This window comes from Planococcus koreensis, from assembly GCF_004761975.1.
Classification (GTDB): domain Bacteria; phylum Bacillota; class Bacilli; order Bacillales_A; family Planococcaceae; genus Planococcus; species Planococcus koreensis.
This window is the reverse complement of sequence record NZ_RQII01000068.1, coordinates 24,188-50,206: the sequence shown is the minus strand read 5'-3', so window position 1 is coordinate 50,206 and position 26,019 is coordinate 24,188. Positions and strand designations below refer to the sequence as shown.

26 protein-coding genes are annotated in these 26,019 nt (G+C 47.8%); 2 read left to right on the top strand and 24 right to left on the bottom strand.

What is annotated here, in order from left to right; all coding sequences use genetic code 11:
* From tkt to yneA, 4 genes are all read right to left on the bottom strand, one after another.
* On the bottom strand, positions 1-1,983 hold a 1,983-nt coding region (gene tkt, locus EGV91_RS15620; protein WP_135505317.1), incomplete at its 3' end, for a transketolase.
* Positions 1,984-2,108: 125 nt separating this feature from the next.
* Entirely contained in the window at positions 2,109-2,342 is a 234-nt protein-coding gene (locus EGV91_RS15615) for a DUF896 domain-containing protein (RefSeq protein ID WP_135505315.1), read from the bottom strand.
* 58 nt (positions 2,343-2,400) lie between these two features.
* A complete protein-coding gene (locus EGV91_RS15610; RefSeq protein WP_135505313.1) occupies positions 2,401-3,054 on the bottom strand; it encodes a YneB family resolvase-like protein in 654 nt (217 codons plus the stop codon).
* A complete protein-coding gene (gene yneA, locus EGV91_RS15605; RefSeq protein WP_135505311.1) occupies positions 3,051-3,368 on the bottom strand; it encodes a cell division suppressor protein YneA in 318 nt (105 codons plus the stop codon). The genes EGV91_RS15610 and yneA overlap by 4 nt, the downstream gene beginning before the upstream one ends.
* Positions 3,369-3,533: 165 nt before the next feature.
* Here yneA and lexA point away from each other — a divergent pair, with 165 nt between their 5' ends.
* Positions 3,534-4,154, top strand: a complete 621-nt coding sequence (gene lexA / locus EGV91_RS15600) for a transcriptional repressor LexA (RefSeq protein WP_135505309.1) — start codon at positions 3,534-3,536, stop codon at positions 4,152-4,154.
* A gap of 60 nt (positions 4,155-4,214) precedes the next feature.
* Here lexA and EGV91_RS15595 read toward each other — a convergent pair whose 3' ends face one another.
* The 6 genes from EGV91_RS15595 to EGV91_RS15570 form a co-directional block, all read right to left on the bottom strand.
* The gene (locus EGV91_RS15595; RefSeq protein WP_135505307.1) at positions 4,215-4,949 is read right to left on the bottom strand and encodes a class I SAM-dependent methyltransferase; all 735 of its coding nucleotides are present in this window, start codon (positions 4,947-4,949) and stop codon (positions 4,215-4,217) included.
* Between the two features lie 70 nt (positions 4,950-5,019).
* Positions 5,020-5,214, bottom strand: a complete 195-nt coding sequence (locus EGV91_RS15590; protein WP_135505305.1) for a hypothetical protein — start codon at positions 5,212-5,214, stop codon at positions 5,020-5,022.
* Between the two features lie 172 nt (positions 5,215-5,386).
* Entirely contained in the window at positions 5,387-5,587 is a 201-nt protein-coding gene (locus EGV91_RS15585) for a hypothetical protein (RefSeq protein WP_135505303.1), read from the bottom strand.
* Between the two features lie 250 nt (positions 5,588-5,837).
* Positions 5,838-7,172 (bottom strand): type I glutamate--ammonia ligase, encoded by a 1,335-nt coding sequence (gene glnA / locus EGV91_RS15580; RefSeq protein ID WP_135505300.1) that lies wholly within the window; start codon positions 7,170-7,172, stop codon positions 5,838-5,840.
* 39 nt (positions 7,173-7,211) lie between these two features.
* A complete protein-coding gene (locus EGV91_RS15575; protein ID WP_135505321.1) occupies positions 7,212-7,595 on the bottom strand; it encodes a MerR family transcriptional regulator in 384 nt (127 codons plus the stop codon).
* 122 nt (positions 7,596-7,717) lie between these two features.
* Entirely contained in the window at positions 7,718-8,950 is a 1,233-nt protein-coding gene (locus tag EGV91_RS15570) for a methionine gamma-lyase family protein (protein WP_135505298.1), read from the bottom strand.
* 108 nt (positions 8,951-9,058) lie between these two features.
* On the opposite strand from EGV91_RS15570, the gene EGV91_RS15565 reads away from it, so the two are divergent.
* Positions 9,059-9,673 carry a trimeric intracellular cation channel family protein gene (locus tag EGV91_RS15565; RefSeq protein WP_135505296.1) on the top strand — a complete coding sequence of 205 codons (615 nt, stop codon included), beginning with the start codon at positions 9,059-9,061 and terminating at the stop codon, positions 9,671-9,673.
* Positions 9,674-9,721: 48 nt separating this feature from the next.
* Here the strand turns inward: EGV91_RS15565 and EGV91_RS15560 are convergent, their stop codons facing one another.
* From EGV91_RS15560 to EGV91_RS15495, 14 genes are all read right to left on the bottom strand, one after another.
* Positions 9,722-10,021 carry a rhodanese-like domain-containing protein gene (locus EGV91_RS15560; protein ID WP_135505294.1) on the bottom strand — a complete coding sequence of 100 codons (300 nt, stop codon included), beginning with the start codon at positions 10,019-10,021 and terminating at the stop codon, positions 9,722-9,724.
* 63 nt (positions 10,022-10,084) lie between these two features.
* The gene (gene hfq, locus EGV91_RS15555; RefSeq protein ID WP_135505292.1) at positions 10,085-10,309 is read right to left on the bottom strand and encodes an RNA chaperone Hfq; all 225 of its coding nucleotides are present in this window, start codon (positions 10,307-10,309) and stop codon (positions 10,085-10,087) included.
* A 20-nt stretch (positions 10,310-10,329) separates the two neighbouring features.
* Complete coding sequence (miaA, locus tag EGV91_RS15550) at positions 10,330-11,277, bottom strand: tRNA (adenosine(37)-N6)-dimethylallyltransferase MiaA (RefSeq protein ID WP_135505290.1); 948 nt, start codon at positions 11,275-11,277, stop codon at positions 10,330-10,332.
* The gene (locus tag EGV91_RS15545; protein WP_135505288.1) at positions 11,270-12,190 is read right to left on the bottom strand and encodes an alpha/beta hydrolase; all 921 of its coding nucleotides are present in this window, start codon (positions 12,188-12,190) and stop codon (positions 11,270-11,272) included. The genes miaA and EGV91_RS15545 overlap by 8 nt, the downstream gene beginning before the upstream one ends.
* Positions 12,187-13,848, bottom strand: coding sequence for a glycerol-3-phosphate dehydrogenase/oxidase (locus tag EGV91_RS15540; protein WP_135505286.1), 1,662 nt, complete (start codon positions 13,846-13,848; stop codon positions 12,187-12,189). The genes EGV91_RS15545 and EGV91_RS15540 overlap by 4 nt, the downstream gene beginning before the upstream one ends.
* 47 nt (positions 13,849-13,895) lie before the next feature.
* On the bottom strand, positions 13,896-15,740 hold the full coding sequence (mutL, locus tag EGV91_RS15535) for a DNA mismatch repair endonuclease MutL (RefSeq protein WP_135505284.1): 1,845 nt from the start codon (positions 15,738-15,740) through the stop codon (positions 13,896-13,898).
* A 4-nt stretch (positions 15,741-15,744) separates the two neighbouring features.
* On the bottom strand, positions 15,745-18,270 hold the full coding sequence (mutS, locus tag EGV91_RS15530; RefSeq protein ID WP_135505282.1) for a DNA mismatch repair protein MutS: 2,526 nt from the start codon (positions 18,268-18,270) through the stop codon (positions 15,745-15,747).
* Between the two features lie 153 nt (positions 18,271-18,423).
* Positions 18,424-18,852 carry a YlbF/YmcA family competence regulator gene (locus tag EGV91_RS15525; RefSeq protein ID WP_135505280.1) on the bottom strand — a complete coding sequence of 143 codons (429 nt, stop codon included), beginning with the start codon at positions 18,850-18,852 and terminating at the stop codon, positions 18,424-18,426.
* A 237-nt stretch (positions 18,853-19,089) separates the two neighbouring features.
* Positions 19,090-19,887: a TIGR00282 family metallophosphoesterase gene (locus EGV91_RS15520; RefSeq protein WP_135505279.1), complete on the bottom strand. Its 798-nt coding sequence runs from the start codon at positions 19,885-19,887 to the stop codon at positions 19,090-19,092.
* A 66-nt stretch (positions 19,888-19,953) separates the two neighbouring features.
* A complete protein-coding gene (rny, locus tag EGV91_RS15515) occupies positions 19,954-21,513 on the bottom strand; it encodes a ribonuclease Y (protein WP_135505278.1) in 1,560 nt (519 codons plus the stop codon).
* 463 nt (positions 21,514-21,976) lie between these two features.
* A complete protein-coding gene (gene recA, locus EGV91_RS15510; protein WP_135505276.1) occupies positions 21,977-23,032 on the bottom strand; it encodes a recombinase RecA in 1,056 nt (351 codons plus the stop codon).
* A 173-nt stretch (positions 23,033-23,205) separates the two neighbouring features.
* The gene (locus EGV91_RS15505) at positions 23,206-24,459 is read right to left on the bottom strand and encodes a competence/damage-inducible protein A (RefSeq protein ID WP_135505274.1); all 1,254 of its coding nucleotides are present in this window, start codon (positions 24,457-24,459) and stop codon (positions 23,206-23,208) included.
* Positions 24,460-24,499: 40 nt separating this feature from the next.
* The gene (gene pgsA / locus EGV91_RS15500; protein WP_135505272.1) at positions 24,500-25,078 is read right to left on the bottom strand and encodes a CDP-diacylglycerol--glycerol-3-phosphate 3-phosphatidyltransferase; all 579 of its coding nucleotides are present in this window, start codon (positions 25,076-25,078) and stop codon (positions 24,500-24,502) included.
* Positions 25,079-25,126: 48 nt separating this feature from the next.
* Positions 25,127-26,011, bottom strand: coding sequence for a helix-turn-helix domain-containing protein (locus EGV91_RS15495; RefSeq protein ID WP_241666204.1), 885 nt, complete (start codon positions 26,009-26,011; stop codon positions 25,127-25,129).
* Between the last annotated feature and the right edge of the window lie 8 nt (positions 26,012-26,019).

Here is a 26,019-nt window from a genome sequence, read left to right as displayed (position 1 = left end):
TTTGACTTTTGCTACTACGTTTTCAGGAGTGAAGCCGAATTCTTTCATGATGCGGTCGCCAGGTGCGCTTGCACCAAAACGGTCGATTGATAGAATGTCGCCTTCGTCGCCTGTGTAGCGTTCCCAGCCGAATGAAGTTCCCATTTCGATTGCCAGGCGCTTTTTGACAGTTGTCGGGATGACAGACTGTTTGTATGCTTTGTCCTGTTTCTCGAAGCGGTCCCATGATGGCATGGAAACAACGGATACAGCAATACCTTCTTCAGCCAACTGCTTTTGGGCTTCAACTGCGAGGCTTACTTCAGAACCGGTTGCAAGCAGTAGAGCTTGCGGGTTTTCAGCAGGAGATACGACGTATGCCCCTTTTTCCACACCGCTGTCAGCCAATTCGCCGCTGTGTTCAAGAACCGGCAAGTCTTGGCGTGAAAGCACCAATAGCGTCGGGTGGCCTTTCGCTGTGACAGCAAGTTTCCATGCTGCTTTGGTTTCGTTGGCATCAGCCGGGCGCATAACGCTCAAGTTTGGCATAGCGCGAAGTGAAGCCAAATGTTCGACTGGCTCGTGAGTCGGGCCATCTTCGCCAACTGCGACACTATCGTGTGTAAAGACGTATGTGACCGGTAATCCCATTAATGCTGCAAGGCGGATTGCTGGGCGCACGTAATCGCTGAACACGAAGAATGTTCCGCCGAAGACATTAAGTCCGCCGTGGAGAGCCATACCATTAAGGGCAGTTCCCATTGCGAATTCACGTACACCGAACCAGATGTTGCGTCCAGTCGGATTTTCCGCATCAAAGTCGCCGCCGCCTTTGATGGTCGTTTTGTTCGAACCAGCCAAATCGGCACTTCCGCCGAAGAACGATGGTACGGCTTTTGCAATGGCATTGACCATATCGCCTGAAGAAGCACGAGTCGCTTGTTTTTTACCAGCTTCGTAGACAGGGAAATCTGCATCGAAGTTCTCTGGCAATTCGCCTTTGATCGCTTTTTGCAGCTGCTGAGCCAATTCCGGATGTGCCGCTTCGTATTTAGCGAACAATTCGTTCCAAGCTTTTTCAGCGTTGCCGCCTAGCTCTTCAGTCGCTTTGTTGAATGTTTCATAAACTTCTTCTGGAACATAAAAATCTTCATCAAAAGTCCACTTGTAATATTCTTTAACAAGTTTCATTTCAGCTTCACCAAGTGGTGCTCCGTGAGCATCCGCTTTACCGGATTTGTTTGGCGCGCCGTAGCCGATGACTGTTTTTACTTCGATCAATGTCGGTTTGTCCGTTGATTGTTTCGCTTGCGCAATTTTTTCAGACAAATCGTCCAACTTGTTGCCGTCGTCTACGCGCAGGTAGTTCCAGCCATATGATTCAAAGCGCTTTTGAATGTTTTCAGAGAAACTCATGTCAAGATCGCCGTCAAGTGAAATATCATTGCTATCGTATAAAACGACCAATTTGTTCAACTTCAAATGCCCAGCAAGTGAAATCGCTTCGCCTGCAACACCTTCCATCAAATCTCCGTCTCCGCAAAGAGAGAAAGTATGGTGATCGATGACATCCATATTGTCTTTATTATATGTAGCTGACAAATGGCGCTCCGCCATAGCCATGCCCACTGCCATGCCGATTCCTTGGCCAAGTGGTCCAGTTGTCGCTTCTACGCCAACTGTGTGGTGATATTCCGGATGGCCCGGTGTTTTCGAATCCCATTGGCGGAAGTTTTTGATCTCATCCAACTCAAGCCCGTAGCCGCTCAAATGCAACAGGCTGTATAAAAGCATTGAACCATGTCCAGCTGATAGCACGAAACGGTCACGGTTGAACCAGTTCGGATTTTTCGGGTTGTGGTTCATGTGTTTAGTCCATAATGTATAAGCCATAGGAGCTGCTCCCATTGGCAATCCCGGATGCCCTGAGTTCGCTTTCTCAATTGCATCGATGGAAAGTGTACGTATAGTAGTTACCGCAAGTTGATCTGCATGGTTTGACATAAAAACATCCTCTCAAAAACTATTTTAATCCTATTCTAGTGTAGTCAACAATAGGCCAGAATACAACTAGAAATGCGCCGACAGCTGAGTTCTGGCATCGGGGCAAACAAAAAAGAGAACAAGTATTAATTTAAATACTTGTTCTCCCGGATATTTTTGACCTTCTCCGGCGTAACATCGTTGCCTTCCGGATCAATCACTTTTACGTTTTCAATTGTACCGCGCATCGTTTGGCGGAAAGTCGACAAGTATTCCTGGCGCAATGCAGATTGTTCTTTTGCCTCTTCAATGGACAAACCCGCGGTCTTTGATTTTCGTGATAATTCGTTTATGCGTTTTATTTTATCTGGTGATAACAATAGAATCCCGCCTTTCTTCTACCATATCGTACAAAAGAAGCGGGATTTCTGCAATATATTAGCCTTCTTTCATCTCAAGGAATTCCCTGTAGCGCCTGTGGACAGTTGCTTTGCTCGCCTGATACCCGAAGCCTTGCAGCGTTACCGCAATTTCATGGAACGTCAGCCCATTCTGTTTAAGGCTGACAATCTGGTCGATCGGCAGGTCTAAGCGCTCCCGGCCATCCGGGTTGCCCCTGCCTTTCAGGTTGCGTTCAGGTTTGTATCCATTTTCAACAGCGCGCTTCATGCCGCGTTTGATCTTGGCATTATGTATTTTGCGCTGGTACTCTTCAACAACCGCTAAAATCTCCAATACCATGTCATCCATATCGTTCAATGCGATGGGTCCTTGATCGGTCAATGTAAAAACCTCCACGCCATATTTCTTCATGACATGAAGCAGCGCGATTCGTGCATGGCCGCGGCCAAGGCGGGTTTCATCCTGGATGAATACCGCTGAAACTTTATCGGTTTTAATGACATTGAGCATCTCCAGAAGCCCTTCCCGGTCCATTTCGTAGCCGCTGTGCTGATCTGTAAAAATGTCTGAAACCATGTATCCTTGTGCAAATGCAAATTTCAATAATTCTTCTTCCTGCCGTGCAAGTGAACTTTCCTGGGTGTCTTTCGTGGTGCTGACGCGGCAATAAATTAACGCAGATTTCTTCATTCTGCATCACCCGCCAGTTTGGTGGTTTCGTCTGGGGCGAATTTCAGTTGTTCGCTGGGGATTTTGATCGATTGTCCGGCAATGATCTTCGGAGTGCTTAAGCCGTTCTCCTTCATGATTTCTTCAATCCACTCCTGATGGGGGGTATTGCCGCTGAAAGATTCCGCAAGTGTCCATAAAGTATCCCCTTGTTCAACTTGCACTAGGCTCATTTGGCCTTCCTGCGCATTATGGGTGAACACCGAATAAAATGAAAAAGATAGGATCAGAAGAAATAGTACTGTCAGGTAAGAATTTTTTTGAATGAATGTCATAAGAACCGCCTCCTAAGAATATGTGTTCGGAATGTATGTTCTTACTTTAATGCGAACAAGTGTTTTTGTCAACAAATAAATTCGAACCTATGTTTGCATTTCATATCCCAAGTTGGTATACTATTGGTAGAAAACATGCTGAACTACTAAAAAGAGGTGAAACTGTTGAAAAAAGTATCGAAACGCCAAGAAGATATTTTGACATTCATAAAAGATGAAGTCCGGGCTAAGGGCTACCCGCCATCCGTACGTGAAATCGGAGAAGCAGTTGGCTTGGCATCAAGCTCGACTGTCCATGGCCATCTTGCCCGCCTTGAAAGCAAAGGCTTGATCCGCCGCGACCCGACAAAACCGAGAGCAATCGAAATCATCAGCACGGACGATGCACTGATCGAGAAAAGCCCTGTCCTTCATGTACCGCTCGTCGGTAAAGTAACTGCTGGCGTTCCGATCACTGCGATTGAAAACGTGGAAGAATATTTTCCGCTGCCACAAACATACGGAACAGAAGACGACCATATTTTCATGCTTGAAATCATGGGTGAAAGTATGATTGAAGCTGGCATACTGAATGGTGACTATGTCGTAGTTAAACAACAGCAAACCGCTAACAACGGCGACATCGTTGTGGCGATGACCGCTGATGACGAAGCGACAGTCAAACGATTTTTTAAAGAAGACAATTATTTCCGCTTGCAGCCTGAAAACTCATCGATGGATCCAATCATCGTAGACCAGGTCTCCATCCTTGGAAAAGTGGTCGGCGTGTACCGCCAATTACATTAATCACATATACAAGCACAAAAGCGCCGAGAGAAATTTCTCTCAGCGCTTTTTTAATTGCCATTATTTTTTTTGTGCAGCCAAAATGAGCATCAACGGAATGCGTTCCCGCCGTTCAAACTCAGCATCGGAATCAAAATTGGCCCGCACAGGATGGCCCTCTTTGAGAGCCGTTACAGTAAGCGCTGCATTTGCAAGCGCTGTGAAATAGGTCTCAATTGTCCGGTGATGCTTGACAACCGTCTTTCCTATCCAAGGTTCTTGGCGTTTGCCTTCCTTGAAATAATCATCCACCAGCCAATCACCCCTAAGCTCCCCTTGGGCTTTGCTGGTAAATGCAGCTGTGGTTACCGGGTGCTGTACAGTGAAAACGAATTTCCCGCCAGGCAGCAGCGAACGGTGGACTTCTTCAAACAAGCGCTCGATATCTGACAGGTAATGGATGACAAAACGGGAGACGATCAAATCGTATTGCGCACCGTTTGCTTTAAACAACTCAAGGTCTGCTGTTTCGATTTCCCCTCCCAGAGACGCTGTGGCTTTGGCAGCCAATTGCGCCATCTCTGTAGAGCCTTCAATCCCTGTATACGATGCCGCCCCTGCCGCAAGCAGCTTTTGGCCGAATGAGCCGTCTCCGCAGCCCAGATCCAAAATTTCTTTGCCTATGACGTCGCCAGCCAGCTTCCAAATTACCGGTTCTTCAATCGCGTTGTTCGGACTTTCTTTGCGGTTGCGCCGCTTTAAATAACGATCCAAAAAATCTTTTTCATCGTAAACACTTGAACCTCTGTATTCCATCCATAGCCAGCTCCCTGCCATTAATTTTCTGCATAAAAAAAGCATCCGTTAAAACGCGATGCTTCAGACCTTATAATTCATAGACCATGATGTATTTTACTTGAGTGATGGTGATGCGGTATAGGCGATCGTTGTCCTGGTCCGTAATTTCAAACGTGCCATGGGTAGGAATATTCCGCAATGCTGATTCCTTATCTTCTGCATATGATGTCAGGACAATGGTATTGCCTTGGTCAAAATAAAATTCCACTTGAAAAGTTTTCATGCATAGGGCCTCCTTAAAATCAGATTATTTTCGCTTCTGTCTATCATACACCAAGAAAGGGATGTGTTGTGCATTCTTTTTTTGAATTCATTTGCATAAAAGAATAGGGAAAACCCCGGATACGGACTCTCTGGGAGCCGAATCCGGGGTACCGGTTTTCCGAAGATAGTATTCAATTTTTGCTTTCTTGCTTTTGCTGTTCCGAAATCCACCAATCGATATGCCTCAAGTCAAAAAAGATTGTATTGGCGTAGGACTGGCTATGTGGAATCTGCCTTTTTGCAATGCCTTCATTAATCTGTTCTTCAGTCATCGGGCAGCCTGCTGATTCTAAGTACTTCAGCAGATCTTTTACCCCTTGAATCTTTGTCAAATTAATCACCCCCCACAAAATCTTCTTAAGCACTAAGAAAATTCAGTACGGGTTATTAATCCTATTTATGAATTCTTTTAAATAATACCCCGGTGCCCATTACGCTAAACTTCCAATAAAAATAATTTTTCTCGCGTTTATTTCATGCAGTGTTGAATTACTCATTCTTCCACTTTAGATATAGTATGTTATCTCATTATTAACCGTTAAAAAACCGCCAGCGCAATTTGCGCTGGCGGTTTCATTTTGCTTAATACATTTTCAGGTATTGCTCGCGCTCCCATGGGTGAACCGCAATGCGGAACATATCCCACTCGATTTCTTTCGCTTCCACAAAGTTGTTTGTGATGTGTGATCCAAGTGCTTTTGTCATCACTTCGTTGCTTTGGAATTCTTGCAGAGCTGCGTACAATGTTGGCGGAAGATCTTGGATGCCGACAGCTTCGCGCTCTTTTCTGTTCATTGCGTAGATATTGCGGTCTACAGCTTTAGGCGGCGTCATTTTCTTCTTGATGCCGTCAAGGCCAGCAGCCAATAATACAGCCATTGCCAAGTAAGGATTTGCAGCAGGGTCAACAGAACGCACTTCCACGCGTGTCGACAATCCGCGTGATGCCGGGATACGGATCAACGGGCTGCGGTTTTGTCCAGACCAAGCAACGTAGCAAGGTGCTTCGTAGCCCGGTACGAGGCGTTTGTAAGAATTGACTGTAGGATTTGTAATAGCTGTGAATCCTTCAGCGTGCTCAAGGATTCCTGCAAGGAATTGATAAGCAGTTTCGCTCAACTTCAATTCGCCATCTTCATCCAAGAAAGCATTTTCTTTGCCGTTGAATAGGGAAACGTTCATGTGCATCCCTGATCCGTTGACGCCGAACAATGGCTTCGGCATGAATGTTGCGTGCAGGCCGTGTTTGCGTGCAATGGTTTTAACCACTAATTTAAATGTTTGGATATCGTCGCATGCTTTGACAGCATCCGCGTATTTAAAGTCGATTTCGTGCTGTCCTGGAGCTACTTCGTGGTGGGATGCTTCGATTTCAAAGCCCATTTCCTCTAACTCTAGCACGATGTCGCGGCGGCAGTTTTCGCCAAGGTCCATCGGCGCCAAGTCAAAATAACCGCCATTATCGTTCAATTCCAAAGAAGGTTCGCCGCGCTCGTCCAATTTGAACAAGAAGAATTCCGGCTCAGGCCCAAGATTGAAATGTGTAAAGCCAAGCTCTTCCATTTCTTTCAGTACGCGCTTCAAGTTATTGCGTGGATCTCCATCAAACGGTGTTCCGTCTGCACGGTAGATATCGCAGATTAAACGTGCCACTTTACCTTTGCCTGTGATCCAAGGGAAAACGACCCATGTGTCAAGATCAGGGAATAGGTACATATCTGATTCTTCGATTCGTACAAATCCATCAATAGAAGAACCGTCGAACATCATTTTGTTGTCTAAAGCCTTATCCAATTGGGATGTAGGGATTTCAACGTTCTTAATGATACCCAAGATGTCTGTGAATTGCAGACGGATAAAGTTCACTTCTTGTTCTTGCACCAAACGTTTAATGTCATCTTTAGTATACTTGCTCATGTTCGCTTCACTCTCCTATGATTGTTTATGTAACCCGGTTCATTTAAAGAAACGGGATAAATCCCCTTGCCTGATGCCGCCTCTGTCGAATGATTTTGAGTTCAGCATTTCGTCCCTCAAAATTCTCCGCAGCTCGGCGTCCGTGATTGTCTGTGGCGCTGTCTTTTCAATTGTTGGCTGTGAACGCAGGGCATAAATCTTTTTGATGCCCGCGATATTAATGCCTTGGTCCAGAAAATCCTTGATTTCCAGAAGAGTGTCCACGTCGTTTAATGAAAACATCCGCTTGTTCCCTTCCGATCGCGCTGGGCTGATCAACTCGTGCTCTTCGTAGTAACGGATTTGGCGCGCTGTCAATTCCGTCAGCTGCATTACTATACTGATAGGAAGAAGCGGCATCGTCCTGCGAACGCGGTGTGTCATGTTTTTCACCCATTTCACTAATTACTGCTCCTTTAGTGTAAAGGATGTCAGATAACTTGTCAAACGAATGTTAGGTTTTCTAACATAAAAAATTTCCGCACGGTTATGTGCGGAAATTTATGTTAAATCAGATTTGATTTTTTTAAGGTTTCAATTGAGTTTAAGACAGCTATTTTCACATGCTCGTAAGTGAGCCCGCCTTGTACAAAAGCGGTGTAAGGCGGCCTGATCGGGCCGTCAGCGGTCAATTCAATGCTTGACCCTTGTACGAACGTACCGGCTGCCATGATGACATCGTCTTCATAGCCTGGCATATAGGCAGGTTCTGGTTTAAATTGCGCATTGACCGGTGAACTCGCTTGGATCGTTTGGCAGAATGCCACCATTTGCTCAGCGGTGTTGAATGAAACGGACTGGATCAAATCTGTCCGTTTCGCTGAATAATGTGGAGATGTTGCCATTCCGACGGATTCCAGAAGCGCGGATGTAAAAATCGCGCCTTTCAATGCCTGCGACACGATATGGGGAGCCATAAAAAACCCTTGGTACATATCCGGCAATGCATTCAGCGATGCCCCTGCTTCTCCTCCTATACCCGGCGAAGTCATACGATAACCGCATTTTTCCACTAAATCTTTTCTGCCGGCAATATAGCCGCCAATTTTAGCCAGTCCGCCGCCTGGATTTTTGATAAGCGATCCGGCAATCAAATCAGCACCCGCTTCAATCGGTTCTTGTTCTTCGACGAATTCACCGTAGCAATTATCGACGAAAACAATGGCGTCGGGTTTTATGGCGCGGATTTCAGCAATCATCTCGGCTATCTCAGCTATGGTAAACGATGGACGGGTATCATAGCCTCTTGAACGCTGGATGGCGATCACTTTCGTCCGTTCGTGAATGGCTTTTTTTGCAGTTTCCCAGTCAATGCTATTGTCTTCAGCCAACGGCACATGCTGGTAGCTGATGCCGAAATCCCGCAGTGAACCGGTATCCTGTTCTCCGCCTGACACAATGGCGTCCAAGGTGTCGTAGGGTTTTCCAGTCAGGTAAAGCAGTTCGTCGCCCGGCCGTAAAACGCCGAATAACGAAATCGTGATGGCATGCGTCCCTGAGATGATCTGAGGCCGCACCAATGCCGCTTCCGCTTTGAAAACAGCCGCATAAACGCGTTCAAGTGTATCGCGCCCTTCATCGTCATAGCCATACCCCGTGGAAGGATTGAAATGGTGGTCGCTGACTTTTTGCGAATGGAAAGCCTCCAACACTTTTTTCTGGTTCAAAAAGGCGATGTCATCCGCTTTTTGCAGCTCGTTTTGAATTGTATCTTCTATTGCACGTATGGTAGTTTGCATCTAATTCTCCATTCTTTTTTGCTCACTCCCTATTATGCAATTAAACTTGAAATTGCGTCAAATTCTGCTACAATTCATAGAGTTGAACATTTCGGGAGGATGCATCATATGGCTTGGGAAGTATTAAGTGCCATCGGGACGATCGCTTTTGCGGTGTCCGGGGCTATTATTGCAATGGAAGAGGAATACGATATTTTCGGGGTCTATCTGCTGGGGATTGTGACGGCATTCGGCGGCGGAGCCATCCGGAATTTATTGATCGGCGTGCCAGTATCAGCATTATGGGAGCAGGAAATGATGTTTCAGCTTGCCTTATTGTCCGTCACCCTCGTTTTCCTTTTTCCGAATAAGCTATTAAGCCATTGGAACCGCTGGGGCAATTTCTTTGATGCCATCGGGTTATCCGCATTTGCTATACAAGGTGCACTTTACGCAGTGAATTTGGAAATGCCGGTATACGCGGTTGTCGTCGCAGCCGTTTTGACGGGTTCCGGCGGCGGCATGGTCCGGGACGTCCTAGCCGGCCGCAAGCCGCTTGTCCTAAAAGCGGAAATTTATGCGGTGTGGGCTGCGATGGCGGGCATACTCATCAGCTTTGATATGGTGCGCACTGACTCGATGCTGTATATCCTGTTTATCTGCATCACCGCATTGCGCATTCTCTCTTTCACATACAGATGGCGCCTGCCGACACGTAAAATCCTGACAACCCATTCACAATAAAAAGACCGCCCGGCTTCTAAAAGCCAGGCGGTCTTTTGCGTTTTACAATCAGGCGTGTGTTTCGCCTTTCCAATCAAGCATCCCGCCATCAACGTTGACGGCTTCGATACCGCCAGATTCAAGAATTTCGCACGCTTTCGCGCTGCGTTTTCCTGAGCGGCAAATGACATGCACTGCTTGGGAGCTGTCAACTTCCGACAAGCGGTCCGGCAATGTGCCAAGTGCAATGTGCTTAGCGCCCGGCACCATGCCAGCCGCCACTTCGTCATCTTCGCGCACGTCAATCAGCTGAACCTTTTCGCCAGCTTCCAATTTTCCCTGCAATTCATCAGTAGAAATTGATTTCATTGTTATTGCCTCCCGTTAATCTTGTTAATTGGCTTATAAGCCCTTTGCATATTTGCTGAAAGATCAATCCTGATGTTCGATCGCAACCGGTTTCGACGGTGAAAAAGTCGAAATGGCATGCTTGTAAATCAGCTGCTGCTTGCCTTCGGACTCAACCAGCACTGTGAAATTATCATAGGATTTAATCGTACCTTTCAATTGAAAACCATTCAATAAAAAGACAGTTACGTAAATATTGTTTTTGCGCAGCTGGTTCAAATAAACATCTTGAATGTTTACTGGCTTCATGAATATCCCCCTCATAACCCCTAGTCTTTATTTTTTACCGCAATTATTTCTATTCGACGGGCACGGTCTTTTTCCTGCATGAATGCTTCAATTTCCTGAATGTTTTTTTCCAGATCGGCTATTGCATCAATCCAGAAAATCGGCAGCTTGTTTTTGAAATAAGTGAATTGCCTCTTCGCGTATTTCCGTGAATTTTGTTTTAACTGGCTGACCGCTTCCCCAAAATCCACAGTTCCTTCAAGAAATCCATATAATTCCCTGTAGCCGATTGCTTGGATCGACTGGGTATCGCGGACGCCGCGGTCGCGCAGCGCTGCAACCTCATCCAGAAGACCTTGCTCCAGCATCACATCGACGCGCTCATTGATGCGCTGATACAGGACATCGCGGTCGATATCGAGTCCAATGATAACCTCGTTGTATATCGGGGACAACGCCAGGCTGCGGTCTGCTTGCTGATCGCCGCTTTCCAAAATTTCAAGTGCGCGGATGACGCGCCTTGTGTTGTTCCGATGAATATCCGTTGCCGGGTCCATTGCCATCAATTTATCGTGCATATGCTGCGGACCAAACTGTTCGAGCTCTTCATATAAAGCAGCCCTTACTTTTTCATCAACTTGGCCGTCCGTAAAGCGGTAATCGAATAAAACCGCCTGAACATACAGGCCTGATCCCCCTACAAGGATGGGCAGTTTGCCCCGCGATTGGATTTCTTCAATTTTGCTGCGCACTAGACCTTGGTATTCTGCCACCGAAAAAGATTCTTCCGGTTCCTTGATGTCGAGCAAGTGGTGGGGCACACCTTGCATTTCTTCAATACTGATTTTCGCTGTGCCGATCGACATGCCGCGGTATACTTGCATCGAATCGCCATTGATGATTTCACCATTGAAGCGTTTAGCAAGCTCCAGGCTCAGCGCAGTTTTGCCGGAAGCCGTAGGGCCCACTATGGCAATTACATCAATCATTTTCCAACATCCAATCTGCAATAATTTCGTAATGGACTTCTTTATCAATTTCATTCAGCAATTCGTGCCGGCCGCCTTCTGCCAAATGCACGCGGACATTCGTCATGCCGGCATTCTGGTATTGTTCAGCCGCCTGGAAAATGCCTTTGCCATTGCCTCCGACCGGGTCAGCGGAACCGCTGATCAGCAATAAAGGCAAATCTTTGCGGATTTTACCCACTTCCGCTTTGCGATGGATCAAATCCAAGCCGGTGAATAAATCTACGTAGAATTGGTTTGTGGATGGCGCACCGCACATCGGATCCGCTTCGTATTTGGCTACCTCGGAATTGTCCCGGCTGAGCCAAGCATATGCGGATCCTTCGTTCTTAAACGGTTTATTGAAACTGCCAAACGTCATTTTCCCAAGCGCTTCGCTCACTGCTGTCTGTCCTTGCGCTTTCGCCGCAGCTAAAGCGAATGCCAGCCCCGCTTTGCCCGAAAAGCCGGGGTTTCCACCGCTTCCTGACAACACAACGCTGCTGATGCCCGCGCTGTGCAATTGGATGAAACGGCGAACTACAAACGACCCCATGCTGTGGCCGAACACGATGAGCGGAAGATCTCCAAATTCATCTTTTGCATGATCGATCATTTCCTTGGCATCATCGACTACCCGCTGGAAACCGTCAGCTTCAGCGAAAAATCCGATGGTCCCGCTGCGTTGAGCTGTTTTGCCATGACCGCGCTGATCGTGTGCTGATACCGCAAATCCTTTCGCTGCCAGAAACAATATGAATTCCTCGTAGCGGCCGACATGCTCGGCCATGCCGTGAATCACATGGACATGGCCGATGGGTGAAGGCGGGCATACCATTTCACAATAAACTTCATGGCCATCTGACATTTCTACATAACTTTTGTTGATTTTCATTGCAATGCCCCTCTCACATATCGGGTCGCCCGCTGGATTTCTTCGTTCAATTCATTGCGGTATTGCGTTTTCTGTTCTTCGCTGTAATTCAATTCGCTGGCCATGAACGCCAGCACACTTTCCTTATAGCGTACGACATCCGCGATATGGAAATAAAGGTCACCCGTTCGTCTGACAAAAAAGTCTGCAGGGGTGAAAGCCATTTCATCTTCAATCATGTATTTCAGGATGGCTGCCAACGACTTTGGCAGCCCCTGGGGATTGTTGTCAGGCATTAGCTGATAATAGCCGAACACTTTGCCGGCGTTCGTTCCGAAAAATTGCGCCAGCATGCGGCCTTCTTCTGCTGACAAGCCGAATTGGCCTGCAGACAATGCCGTTTGGCTGACGAATCCGCCAAAGTTTTCCGAGCCGCCAAAATCGCCGCCCGATAACGGCAAATGCTTTGTAATGGAACTGCCGTATTTTTTGCCGGTTTTCTTTTCCAGCTTTTTCGCTGTTTTGTCTACAATCGTTTCCGCCATTTTCCGGTAGCCTGTCAATTTGCCGCCAGCAATAGAGATCAGACCGTTGTCCGATTCCCAGATTTCATCTTTCCGGGAAATTTCGGACGGGTCCAAGCCTTCTTCTAGGATAAGCGGCCTAACGCCTGCCCATGTCGATTCGATGTCGCTTGGTGCCAAGCGGATTTCCGGAAACATACCGCTCACCGCTTCGATCAAGTAGGCGACATCTTCTTTCGTAGCACTCGGATCGATCGGATTTTGCTCAAAAAAGGTATCGGTTGTGCCGACATAGACTTTCGTATCCCGAGGAATCGCGAAAACCATGCGTTTATCCGGCGTGTCAAAATAGACGGCATGGCGGAGCGGGAATTTTTTCTGATCGACGACGATATGCGTGCCTTTCGTCAAGCGCAGCTGTTTGCCTGTCGCCTTTGCATCGAGGCTTCTGACTTCATCCACCCAAGGACCCGATGCATTGATTGTTACCTGTGCATCCACTTCGAACCTTTGCCCGTTCACAACATCTTGAATGCGTGCGCCAGCCACTTTGCCGTTTTTATAAAGGAAGCTTTCGGCTTTTGCGTAGTTCAGGCAGACCGCTCCGCCCTCCGCCGCTTTCTTCAGCGTTTCCAGCGTCAGGCGCGCGTCATCCGTCCGGTATTCGACGTAATAGCCGCCTCCGAGCAAGCCTTCCTTTTTCAGCAAAGGCTCTTTTTCCAGCGCTTCTTCCGGCTTCAGCATCTTGCGGCGTTCGCTTTTTTTGACGCCCGCCAGAAAATCATAGACCCGAAGGCCAAGTGATGTCGAAATGGGCCCAAACGTTCCACCCTTGTGGAACGGCAGCAGCATGCGCTGCGGTTCTGTCACATGGACTGCATTTTCATAAACGATTTCCCGTTCTTTGCCGACTTCCGCAACAAGCTTCACCTCGAACTGCTTTAAATACCGCAGTCCGCCATGAACCAATTTTGTGGAACGGCTGGAAGTGCCCGCTGCAAAATCCTGCATTTCAACCAATGCGACCGACATGCCGCGGGACACCGCATCCAGTGCAATGCCCGCTCCGGTAATGCCGCCCCCGATCACCAACACATCAAACTGGTATTTGGAAAGCTTGCCGATTTGTTCCGGCCTCTGTTTCGCTGAAAACATCTCTATTCCCCCTCATTCAATGACACTGGCCGCAGCTATGCCTTTGTTCACATTACCCGTTTAAACATTTTTTCAACATCATATGTTTTAAAATGAACAATTACCGGTCTGCCATGCGGGCAGGTAAACGGCTGTTCGGCGTTTTTCAAGTCTGCCAGTAAGCGTTCCATCTCATGCTTCTGCAAATAATGGTTTGCTTTGATCGATCTTTTGCAGCTCATCATGATTGCCGCTTCTTCGCGTATTTTCTTAACATCCACTTTACGGTCATCGAGCACTTGCTCAATGATTTCTTCGATGATTTCTTGCTCAAAGCCTTTCGGAAACCATGTCGGATGCTCGCGGACGATAAATGACGTGTCGCCGAATTCTTCCATGAAGACGCCGCTTTCCGCCATCACTGCCAAAGCATCTTTCAGGCGCAGCGCCTCATCGCGGCTGTAGTGGAACGTTAATGGCAGCAATAAAGCCTGGCGCTCGGAAGAATCGATGTCACCTACTTTTTCGCGGAAAAATTCGTATTTGATGCGTTCCTGCGCAGCGTGCTGATCGACGAGGTAAAACCCATCGGAACTTTGCGCCACGATATAGGTGCCGTGAATTTGGCCGACGACTTCCAGCTCAGGAAACTGTGGGCCCGTTTCCGGTTCTTCGAAATCGGCGGGTTCGGCTATCGGTTCTGGATATGGTTCTGGTCTATAAGCTGTTGACGCTTGTTGCGCCGATTCGTTCCTTGCAGGCTCGCCTTGCTGCATTGCCGGCTGTTCTTTCGGCTTTTCCATTGTGCACGGAAAATCATGGGCTGGCTGCTCGATCGGTTCTTTTACTGTATATGATGTTTTCCATAAATCCAGCTGCTTTGTCGGCGCCTGTTTCACCGCTTTCGGCTGCTCGATAACCGGCGCTCTGACTGCTGAGCTGATGGCTTGGCGTATTGTTGCATGCACCAAATCCATCAATTCTTTTTCCTTGCTCAGCCGAATTTGCTGTTTGGCCGGATGGACATTGACATCCGTCAAATAAGGATCTCCCTGGATATTCAATATGACGATCGGCTGACGTTCCAATGGCAAGAACGTATGGTATGCCTTATGCACAGTATTGGCAATGGCGTAATGCTTGACCCACCTTCCGTTGACGAACAACGAAATATAGTTTTTATTGGCCCGAGTGATTTCCGGTAATGACGCATACCCGGAAACCTTGTAATCCTGGGTTTCCCCTTCAAAAGGAATCATTTTTTTAGCAATTGAAACGCCATATATATCGGAAATGACACGCTTGATTTCCCCGCTGCCGGAAGTCTGGAGCACTGTTTTGCCCTCGTGCACCAATTTGAAGGCGACGCCCGGGTAGCTGAGCGCAAAGCGGTTCATCAAATCGATGGAATGGCCCAGTTCGGTTTGCAGCGTTTTCAGGTATTTCAAGCGGGCCGGAGTATTGAAGAACAATTGATCGATCCGGATGTCGGTGCCTTTTCTCAAAGAGCCTGGACGGTGCTCGACCAAGCGTCCGCCTTCCAATTGGACGAATGTGCCGGAGATGCCGTCGGATGTATGAAGAGTGACTTTTGACACCGACGCGATACTGGCAAGCGCCTCGCCACGGAAACCGAGCGTCCGGATGCGGAACAGGTCATGCTCGTTCGTGATTTTGCTCGTAGCGTGCCGCGAGAAAGACAATAGAGCATCTTCCGCGTCCATGCCTGCCCCGTTGTCGATGATCTGAATGGAAGTCAATCCAGCTTCGATCAATAACACTTCAATCGCTGTACCGCCTGCATCAATGGCATTCTCCACCAATTCCTTGACGACAGAAGCCGGCCGTTCGACCACTTCCCCAGCAGCTATTTTATTGGATAATGGTTCATCCATTAATTGGATTATTCCCATAAAGTCACTCCTTTTCGCTTAGCTTTGCCTGCAGGTCATTGAGCAATTGCAGCGATTGCAAAGGCGTCATTGCGGAAATATTAATGTCCGAAATCGCCTGCAGCACTTCTTCCCCCGCAGTGTCACGGTCATCGAAGAACGATAATTGCTCCACTTGGCTGACGTGCTTTTTGTTTTCCGCTTCGAAACTCGCCAGCAGTTCGCGGGCACGGGCCAGGATCGGCTGCGGCAACTCCGCCAATTCCGCTACATGGATGCCGTAGCTTTTGTCTGCCGGCCCTTTTTTCACTTTATGCAAAAACACCACTTTGCCTGACTGCTCCATTGCAGCGACATGGACATTGCTTAGTTTGTCGAGCGACTGGTCCAATGCCGTCAATTCGTGGTAATGCGTTGAAAACAGGGTATTGGCGCCGATATGCTCGTGGATATATTCGATCATTGACTGTGCGAGCGCCATACCGTCATATGTGGAGGTCCCGCGGCCGATTTCATCGAATAATAACAGGCTGCGGCTTGTCGCATGGGTGATTGCGTACTGCGATTCAAGCATCTCGACCATGAATGTACTTTGGCCGGAAACCAAATCGTCTGCCGCTCCGATGCGTGTGAAAATCTGGTCGACAATCGGCAAGTTCGCCGATTCGGCGGGTACATAGCTGCCGATCTGCGCCAACACGATCGTCAAGGCAACTTGGCGCATATAGGTACTTTTACCGGACATATTCGGCCCTGTGATCAACAGCATATTCTGGCTATTGGTCAACACACAATCATTCGGCACATAATGCTGCTTGTTGAGCATTTTTTCAACGACCGGATGTCGGCCTTCGATAATCGAAATTTCCCGCGTGTCATTGAATTCAGGCTTCACAAAGCGGTAATTTTCCGCGACGTTGGCGAAGCTCATAAAGACGTCCAGTTCGCTGAGTGTCGAAGCTAAATCCTGGATGCGGGTAATAAACACTTTGACTTCTTCCCGGATCTTGACGAATAATTCATACTCCAGGTTCAAGCTTTCTTCTTCAGCCGTCAATATCAAGGTCTCTTTTTCTTTTAATTCGGGGGTAATATAGCGTTCGGCATTCGCCAGCGTCTGTTTGCGGTCATAGCGCTCCAAGTCCGCCAAATGCATATTCGCTTTCGATATTTCAATGTAATAGCCAAAAATGCGATTATAGCCGATTTTCAATGATTTAATACCCGTTAATCGTCGCTCTTCTTGTTCGAGCTGCGCGATCCAGTCTTTGCCATTTCGTGAGGCGTAGCGGTATTCATCCAGTTTTTCGTGGAAACCGTCCCGAATAACGCCCCCTTCTTTCACGGACAAAGGTGGATTGGCGCTGATAGCTTCAAGCAATTCGCCTACTTCTTCGCAGCGGTCCAGTTTTCCGCTGAACTCTTCAAGTGCGCCGTAGCCTGAATTGGCAAGCTCTGCGATAATGGACGGGACTTTCTCAAGCGAGCTCCGCAGCTGGGCTAAATCACGGCCGCTGGCACTGCCAAAAGCAATCCGCCCGCTCAACCGTTCCAAATCGTACACTTCTTTCAAAAGCCCCTGCAATTCCACACGCGCAAAATAATTGCCGATTAATGCTTCGACCATTGTCTGGCGTTTTTCAATCGCACTGCGGTTGGCCAACGGCTGATGCAGCCATTGTTTCAGCTTGCGGCTGCCCATCGCTGTCACCGTTTCATCCAAAAGCCACAGCAAGGTGCCTTTCGTTTCCCCGCCGCGGATCGATTGCAGCAATTCCAAATTACGCTTGGAATGGAAATCGATTGATAAGAGCTGGCTGTTTTCATTGAAGACAAAAGGCTGGATATGGTCCAGCGATTGTTTCTGGGTGCGCGAAATATACGTCAGCAAACGCAAAATGCTTTGCTTTAAATCATCCGGACACTGGGCGGTCAGGCGTTCATCCGCTTCGTAAATATGGTCCATCGGTTCAATCGACAAAATGAGCTGCTGGGTCTCTTCGTTCAGCAATAAAAACAATTGTTCGGAGACGACCAGCTCACGGATGTTCAGCGACTGCAATTCCTGCAGCAGCGCTTTTTCCGTTCCTGCTATGTAGACAGCCGCCGCTTCGCCTGTGCTGACGTCGACGTAAGACAAAGCGAAGCCTTCTCCGGTCTGTTCAGCTGCTGCGAGAAATAGATTCGATTTTGAATCGACGCTTTTGCCTTCTGTATAGGTCCCCGGCGTGATCAGGCGCACAACTTCGCGCTTGACCATGCCTTTCGTCGTTTTCGGATCTTCCACTTGTTCGCACATCGCCACTTTATGGCCTTTGGAAATAAGCTGATCAATATAGTTCTGCGCCGCGTGATGGGGCACGCCGCACATCGGAATGCGGTCTTCGCCCGTGCCGCCGCGGCTCGTCAATGTAATCTCCAGAATTTGCGACGCTCTTAATGCATCGTCATAAAACATTTCGTAAAAGTCGCCTAAGCGAAAAAACAGGAACGCGTCCTGGTAATCGGATTTCACTTGCAAATATTGTTGCATCATTGGTGTAGGAGCCATTTTTAATACCTCTTTCAGAACTTTTCGTAGTCTCACCATTATAGCAAAAACAACAGCAGAAAAGAAAAAACTGAAAGAGCCGCAGCTCTTTCAGTTTCCCTTATTGCAAAATCGTTCGGCTCATAAAGCGCAGCTCGATATTGAGTGTAATTGTTACGAGCAGCTGCCCGGTGAATCGTTGCGTACTTTCGATCCGGTTTCGCCGCGCAGCAAATCTCCGCCTGTCGCAGTGATGATGTTGTTCGTCACGCGGTTGGCGATTGCCGTCGAAACCATTTGCAGCAATGCATTGACGTCGCTTTGCGATTGCTTGAACTCCTGGACAATCGGCACTTCATCGATTTCTTCTTCGATTTTCTGGATCTTGCCTTCGATCAATCCAAGCGCACGTTCTTTTCCGTAATGCTGGAAATTGACTGCTTGTTTTTGCAAGCTCTTCATGCTCGCGATTTTCTCGCGGACTTTCTGGTTTTCGTTTATTTGCGCTTCTGCACGTTTGAAGAATTCAACTTCTTCTGTATCAGCAATCATATCTGCTACTTCGCGTGCTTTTGCGATAATTTCATCTTTTGTATAAGCCATTCTCGTAGACACCCATTTCTTGGCTGACAACGCTGTCCATTAAACCACCGTTCAACAGCCTTTATTTATTAGATTGATTGTACAGGTAAAAGCGTCCCTTCGACAAGAGTTCCGACTTGCGAAAAACTCCGCTCCAGCACCCTTTCTTGCCTGCTCCGCTCTTTCATTCATTATACTGAAAAGCATCAGTGCTCTACAAGGTACAATGGCGAATTGTCGGAGAATGGACACGAAATCTTAGTTCTGGAATGGGTAATCGTCGTTGATGTAGATGCGTTCATATGAAATCGCTTTGCCGCTTTGGTCATCCACTTCCGTGAAAAATCCGCTGACGACTGAACGTCCGCGCTTCGGCACTTCAAAGCGTGTCGGCATGTTCGTCCGGAAACGGTACAGCACGGATTCCTTCGTCATACCGAGCACTTCATCATAAGGGCCCGTCATGCCGACATCGGAGATATAAGCGGTACCGTTCGGCAAAATCCGCGCATCCGCGGTTTGGACATGGGTATGCGTTCCGACAACAACGGACGCACGGCCATCCAGATGCCAGCCCATGGCGATTTTTTCGCTCGTCGCTTCGGCGTGGAAATCGACGAAAACCAGCGGCGAAATCTCTTTCGCTTCAGCGATCAGCTCATCCGCTTTTTGGAACGGATCGTCATGCGGCGGCAAAAAGACACGGCCATGGAGGTTAATGACCGACAGCGTCTGGCCATTTTTCGTGACCGTCGCCATGCCTCTGCCCGGTGCTTCCGGCGAGAAGTTCGCCGGGCGGATCAAGTAATCGACTTCATCAATAAAATCAAAAATCTCTTTCTGGTCCCATGTATGGTTTCCCATCGTCACCATATCGACGCCCATGAACATCAGGTCTTGGTAAATCGACTTCGTAATGCCGCGTCCTGCCGCAGCGTTTTCACCGTTGGCAATGACGACATCCGGTGCGTACTTCCGTTTCAAACGAGGCAAATAAGATTCCAACGCGTCCCGTCCGATCGAACCGACGATATCACCGATAAATAAAATTTTCACAACTATCACCTTTTCCCATAAGAAAAAGGCTTCTTTGAATAGACATTCATCGAAGCCCCAATCCTATTATTTTGCGTATTCAACTGCTCGTGTCTCCCGGATGACGGTCACTTTAATGTGCCCTGGGTAGTCAAGCTCTTCTTCAATCCGTTTACGGATATCGCGGGCAAGCCTATGGGCTGTCATGTCGTCGATTTGTTCCGGGCGGACCATTATGCGGATTTCGCGTCCCGCTTGAATGGCGAATGATTTCTCGACGCCTTCGTACGATTCGGAAATCTCTTCAAGTTTTTCAAGTCTGCGGATATAATTCTCCAATGTCTCACTGCGTGCACCCGGACGTGCGGCAGACAAAGCATCTGCTGCAGCGACGATAACCGAGATGATCGACGTCGCTTCCGTGTCCCCGTGGTGGGAAGCAATTGAGTTGATGACAACTGGATGCTCTTTGTACTTCGTACCAAGTTCCACACCGATTTCGACGTGGCTTCCTTCAACTTCGTGGTCAATGGCTTTACCGATGTCATGAAGAAGGCCGGCACGTCTTGCGAGCGTGACGTCTTCACCAAGTTCTGCGGCCATCAAGCCGGAAAGGAAAGCAACTTCAACCGAATGCTTCAGGACGTTTTGGCCATAACTTGTGCGGTAGCGCAAGCGGCCAAGAATCTTGATCAAATCAGGGTGCAAATTATGGACGCCGACATCAAATGTCGTTTGTTCACCGATTTCGCGGATCTGCTCGTCCACTTCGCGACGTGATTTCTCAACCATTTCTTCGATGCGCGCAGGGTGGATACGGCCGTCGGATACCAATTTTTCAAGAGCCAACCGGGCTGTTTCACGTCTGATCGGATCGAAGCCGGAAAGGATAACCGCTTCTGGTGTATCATCGATGATCAAATCGATTCCTGTCAGCGTTTCAAGCGTTCGGATGTTTCGTCCTTCGCGCCCGATGATCCGGCCTTTCATCTCATCATTCGGCAAGTTCACCACAGAAACAGTCGTTTCTGCGACATGGTCAGCAGCAAAGCGCTGCATTGCCAACGAGAGGATATTCTTCGCTTTCTTGTCCGATTCTTCTTTGGCACGCGCTTCGGTTTCTTTCACCATGACCGCAATATCTGTTGAAAGTTCATTTTCAACTTGCTGCAGGATAATCGATTTCGCTTCTTCGCGTGTCAATGAAGAAATGCGTTCCATCTCGGACTGCTGCTTCTGGACTAAATCCTCTGCTTTGCTCTCCATCTGTACAATATGCTGTTGTTTTTCTGCGAGAGTTTCATCCTTGCGTTCAAGGCTCGCTTCTCTTTTGTTTAATGCATCATCCTTGCGATCCAAATTTTCTTCTCTCTGCAACAACCGATTTTCTTGTCTTTGAAGTTCCAATCGGCGTTCCCGGATTTCAGATTCTGTTTCAGTACGCAATTTATGATTCTCGTCTTTCGCTTCCAATAAAGCTTCTTTTTTCAGCGCTTCTGCTTCTCTCTTCGCATCTTCAACAATTTGCTCCGCAGAGTTTTTAGCGCCTGCTATATCGGAATCGTTTTGTTTTTTAAGAACAAAATAGCCAACAACTACACCGACGATGATACCAAGCAAAGCGAAGATGATCTCAGAAATTCCCATTCGAACACCTCCTCTTGCTATTCTTTTTCTACAGTTTCAAAAAATGAATTAAATTAAAACATTTACTTGCATCAATCGTTGTAAAAATGCGTCACCGCACTAGTTAGATGCGTAGATACAACTTAATTGTATAGTTGGTACTAAGAAGTGTCAACCCATGGAAACTCTCAGAAAAGCGCAGGCGCCCGTTTGGTTCCGACAAGCGCTGGAGGCCTTGCCGGGGACGGCGCTTTTTGCCGTCATTGGCAAGGCCGAAGCGTCTCGAGGAACTGGGCGCCGGAGACTGGACACCACGAAAAGCGCAGGCGCCCATCTAGTTCCGACAAGCGCTGGAGGCCTTGACAGGGACGGCGCTTTTTGCCGCCACTTTAGAGGAAAGCAATTTAAAAAGCCACAGAAAAGCCGCCAAGCGAATGCTCGGCGGCTATCTTCAAGAAGCATAGCCTTCGCTGCGCTTCTTTTCTTATTCTTCGTCAATCAAAAGATTGAACTCTTCCGGCTCATCAGCATTCGCAGCAATCGTATACGTAGCTGCAGCCATGCCTAATGATTCACGGACTTTGTTCGAGATTTCGTTGCGGATTTCTGGATTCGCCATCAAGAACTGCTTGGCGTTTTCACGGCCTTGCCCGATGCGTTCTTCTTTGTACGAATACCAAGAACCACTCTTCTGGATGATTTCCAGATCAGAACCGATATCGACGATTTCACCTTCGCGTGAAATCCCTTTGCCGTACATGATATCCACTTCTGCAGTACGGAACGGTGGAGCAACTTTGTTTTTGACGACTTTGATCTTCGTTCTGTTACCGATGATGTCATTGCCTGATTTCAATGCTTCTGCGCGTCTGATTTCCATGCGTACTGAAGAATAGAATTTCAAAGCACGGCCGCCTGGAGTTGTTTCCGGGTTACCGAACATCACACCGATTTTCTCACGGATCTGGTTGATGAAAATGACAATCGTATTCGATTTGTTGATAATACCGGATAATTTACGCAAAGCCTGGGACATTAAGCGAGCCTGCAAGCCCATATGCGAGTCGCCCATTTCGCCTTCGATCTCAGCTTTTGGCACAAGTGCCGCTACGGAGTCAATGACTACGATGTCAACTGCACCGCTTCGCACTAATGCTTCCGTAATTTCAAGCGCTTGCTCACCTGTATCAGGCTGTGACAGCAATAGCTCATCGATATTAACACCAAGATTTTTTGCGTAAACCGGATCAAGCGCATGCTCGGCATCGATAAATGCTGCTGTGCCGCCTGCCGCTTGCGCTTCCGCGATTGCATGAAGCGAAACCGTCGTTTTACCTGAACTTTCAGGGCCGTAAATTTCGATGACCCGCCCACGCGGGTATCCGCCTATTCCCAGCGCAGTATCAATCGCCAATGATCCACTTGAAACCGATGATACATTGCGGTCGCTTTTCTCGCCTAATTTCATGACCGAACCTTTACCAAATTGCTTTTCTATTCCTTTTAACGCCATATCCAATGCTGCTTTACGATCGCTCAAAAAAAGTCCTCCTCTTAATAAAACCAATTTTTCTACCTGTTTCTAGTATACTAGGTTATTGAGAAATACACAAGAGAAATGCGAACGTTTATTCGTGTTCGTGTTTTAAATATGATTTTTGATTTGGCTATAGAAGCCAAAAAATGCGTTTGAAAGGAAAAACGCACGCAAAATTAAATTTTGCGTGCGTCTCCTGCGGCCAGTGTTCGTATAACATAGTACAAAGCCAATTTGACGGCTCTGAGCCTGTTTGAATTGCGCATGCCAGAAAGCTGGAGGCGATAAGCTTTTGCTCCGTTTTCATCAGATATGCCGATCCAAACTGTCCCTGCCGGCTGCTCACCATGTGCATCCGGACCTGCAGCACCCGTTAACGAGACACTGATGTCTGTTCCGAATTTCGAGCGTACGGCCTCCGCCATGGCGATTGCTGTTTCTTCGCTGACTACGCCGTATTGCGCAAGCAAATCAGCGGATATTCCGAGCTGCTTGATTTTCATTTCTTCATTATAAGCGATGACTCCGCCTTTCAATGCTTTGCTGACGCCTGGAATGGCCGCGAGCTCTGCTTGGAACAGGCCGGCCGTTAAGCTTTCTGCAGCCGAGATGGTCTTATGCTGTTCTCTCAACAGCTCAACCGTCTTCGAAGCTAGCGAGTCATCGTCGTAGCCATAAAGGTAATCTCCGACAATCTCCAGAATTTCTTTCTTAGCCCCGTTGATCAATTCCCATGCCTGTTCTTCTGTTCCGGTCTTCGCTGTAATGCGCAAAGTCACTTCAGAATCCGATGCAAGCGGTGCGATGGTCGGATTGGTTTGCTTTTCGAGCAAATCCTGGATCCGGTCTTCGAGTTCCGCTTCTCCGATGCCATAAAAGCGCAGGACATGCGATAAAATGACATCTTCTTTGTTCAGCATGCGGGCCAGTTTCGGCTTCGCTTCGAATTGGAACATCGGCTCCATTTCTTTCGGCGGGCCAGGAAGCAAAATATAGACATGTTCGCCTGATTTGTAAAGCATACCTGGTGCCATGCCGTGGTGATTTTCCAGCACTTCGCTGTCTTTCAGCACCAATGCCTGTTTATTATTGTTATAAGTCATCGTGCGTCCAGCTCGTTCGAAATAAGCAACGATCGAATCCAGCGCGACTTGATCCATTTCCAAACTTGTATTCAGATGTTCCGCAATTGTGCTTTTCGTCAAATCATCTTTTGTCGGTCCAAGCCCGCCTGTGAAAATAATCAGATCGGCTCGTTGTTCGGCAATTTCAATGACGCTTTTCAGCCGGTCGGGATTATCGCCGACCACTGTGTGGTAATAAACATTGATCCCGAGTTCCGCAAGGTTGCTTGAAATAAAACGGGCATTGGAATTGGTAATTTGCCCAAGCAATAATTCGCTGCCTACCGCAATGATTTCTGCGTTCATGTAATGCACTCCCTTTCGCTGTCATTCCATCTTGCTGAATTTATTTGGAAACCATCAGTGCTTTGCGGTTGGCATAGAAATAATCCCAGCCGGACCACACCGTAAAAATCAATGCGATGTATAACATGATGTCGCCAAACGGAATATTCACTAATGTAAAAATCGTATTATAAAGCAGAAGCGAAGAAATCGCCAAGATTTGGGCAGTGGTTTTGATTTTCCCTAAGCCCCCGGCTGCAACGACTTCCCCTTCGCCCGCAAGAACGAGGCGCAAGCCAGTAACTGCGAATTCTCGGCTGATGATGATGATGACGATCCATGAAGCAGCAAATCCAAGCTCCACTAAGATGATCAAAGCTGCCGAAACCAGCAACTTATCCGCTAACGGATCCAAAAATTTACCGAATGTCGTAACGAGATTGTACTTCCGGGCATAATAGCCGTCCACCCAATCCGTCAATGATGCGAAGATGAAGACAAGCGCTCCGATAAAGTGGCTCACTGGCATCGTAGCGCCGAACAAGGTCATTTCCCCCCAGTTGAAATCGACAAGCATAAGGACCATGAATACGGGAATCAGGAGTATCCGGGAAATGGTGATGCGGTTTGGAATGTTCATAAATGATTCTCCTTTCGTTTTTCAAGAAAAAAAGCCATCAAAAGATGGCTATTCCGCGGCTGAGAATTGAATAACAATATTTTGTGTAATTGGTTTTTCAGAAATTTTCACCGGTTGGCCGTTGATGGAGATCGACATATTCGGTGCAGCTCCAAGACGAAGGCGGATTTGCTTCAAATTGGTAACATCAACCGTCTCAGAATCATCCGGCTGCATGGTTACGGCAGGAAATATCGCCTTCTGATCTTGATCAGTCGCGGCTACCCATGATGCCCCATTCGCTTTAACGATCATTTCCCTTTTATCAGGGCCGCTGAATGCGTATGTTGTTGTTTCGCCTTCTGTTCCCTCAACTTTTATGCTCGCTTCAGGTTCTGCGGGTTCCGCTGGAGCTTCTTCAGCGGGTTCTTCCTCTGCAGCTTTTTCTTCTTCTGCCGGTGCGGCATCTTTATCCGCAGGCTCTTCATAAGGAACCCCTGTTTCTTCAGGAACCTCTTCTGCAGTGTCGTTGGTGCCGAGGGATTGGTAGAATACCCAAGCCACTCCAATAATAACTACTATAAATAAGGCCACAATCACTTTCGGCATCATCTCACCCATGCCGCTGCTGCGCGAAGAGTTCTTCGCGAATGTCTGGCGGCGCGATGGAGTCGGCGGCACCATTGTTGTTCTTACTTCCTCTTTTGCCGGGGCTGGAATTTCCCCTTTATGCTGCTCAAGCAAATCATTGGCATCGAGGCCGACCGCTTCCGCATATTGCTTGATGAACGCACGGGCATAAAAAGGCCCGGGCATCATGCTGTGGTTGCCTTCTTCAATGCCTGCCAAATAGCGTTTCTGGATTTTTGTTACATCCTGCAAATCTTCCAAACTATAGCCTTTGGCGATTCTCGCTTCTTTTAAACGATTGCCTAATTCACTCAATATACTCACCTGCCTAC

Excerpts from the sequence above, each read along its gene's own strand:
- EGV91_RS15610 (WP_135505313.1), bottom strand. The coding sequence starts at position 3,054 with ATGAAGAAATCTGCGTTAATTTATTGCCGCGTCAGCACCACGAAAGAC.
- yneA (WP_135505311.1), bottom strand. The coding sequence starts at position 3,368 with ATGACATTCATTCAAAAAAATTCTTACCTGACAGTACTATTTCTTCTG.
- EGV91_RS15595 (WP_135505307.1), bottom strand. The coding sequence starts at position 4,949 with ATGGAATACAGAGGTTCAAGTGTTTACGATGAAAAAGATTTTTTGGAT.
- EGV91_RS15590 (WP_135505305.1), bottom strand. The coding sequence starts at position 5,214 with ATGAAAACTTTTCAAGTGGAATTTTATTTTGACCAAGGCAATACCATT.
- glnA (WP_135505300.1), bottom strand. The coding sequence starts at position 7,172 with ATGAGCAAGTATACTAAAGATGACATTAAACGTTTGGTGCAAGAACAA.
- EGV91_RS15575 (WP_135505321.1), bottom strand. The coding sequence starts at position 7,595 with ATGACACACCGCGTTCGCAGGACGATGCCGCTTCTTCCTATCAGTATA.
- EGV91_RS15570 (WP_135505298.1), bottom strand. The coding sequence starts at position 8,950 with ATGCAAACTACCATACGTGCAATAGAAGATACAATTCAAAACGAGCTG.
- EGV91_RS15565 (WP_135505296.1), top strand. The coding sequence starts at position 9,059 with ATGGCTTGGGAAGTATTAAGTGCCATCGGGACGATCGCTTTTGCGGTG.
- EGV91_RS15560 (WP_135505294.1), bottom strand. The coding sequence starts at position 10,021 with ATGAAATCAATTTCTACTGATGAATTGCAGGGAAAATTGGAAGCTGGC.
- hfq (WP_135505292.1), bottom strand. The coding sequence starts at position 10,309 with ATGAAGCCAGTAAACATTCAAGATGTTTATTTGAACCAGCTGCGCAAA.
- miaA (WP_135505290.1), bottom strand. The coding sequence starts at position 11,277 with ATGATTGATGTAATTGCCATAGTGGGCCCTACGGCTTCCGGCAAAACT.
- EGV91_RS15545 (WP_135505288.1), bottom strand. The coding sequence starts at position 12,190 with ATGAAAATCAACAAAAGTTATGTAGAAATGTCAGATGGCCATGAAGTT.
- EGV91_RS15540 (WP_135505286.1), bottom strand. The coding sequence starts at position 13,848 with ATGTTTTCAGCGAAACAGAGGCCGGAACAAATCGGCAAGCTTTCCAAA.
- mutL (WP_135505284.1), bottom strand. The coding sequence starts at position 15,740 with ATGGGAATAATCCAATTAATGGATGAACCATTATCCAATAAAATAGCT.
- mutS (WP_135505282.1), bottom strand. The coding sequence starts at position 18,270 with ATGGCTCCTACACCAATGATGCAACAATATTTGCAAGTGAAATCCGAT.
- EGV91_RS15525 (WP_135505280.1), bottom strand. The coding sequence starts at position 18,852 with ATGGCTTATACAAAAGATGAAATTATCGCAAAAGCACGCGAAGTAGCA.
- rny (WP_135505278.1), bottom strand. The coding sequence starts at position 21,513 with ATGGGAATTTCTGAGATCATCTTCGCTTTGCTTGGTATCATCGTCGGT.
- EGV91_RS15505 (WP_135505274.1), bottom strand. The coding sequence starts at position 24,459 with ATGAACGCAGAAATCATTGCGGTAGGCAGCGAATTATTGCTTGGGCAA.
- pgsA (WP_135505272.1), bottom strand. The coding sequence starts at position 25,078 with ATGAACATTCCAAACCGCATCACCATTTCCCGGATACTCCTGATTCCC.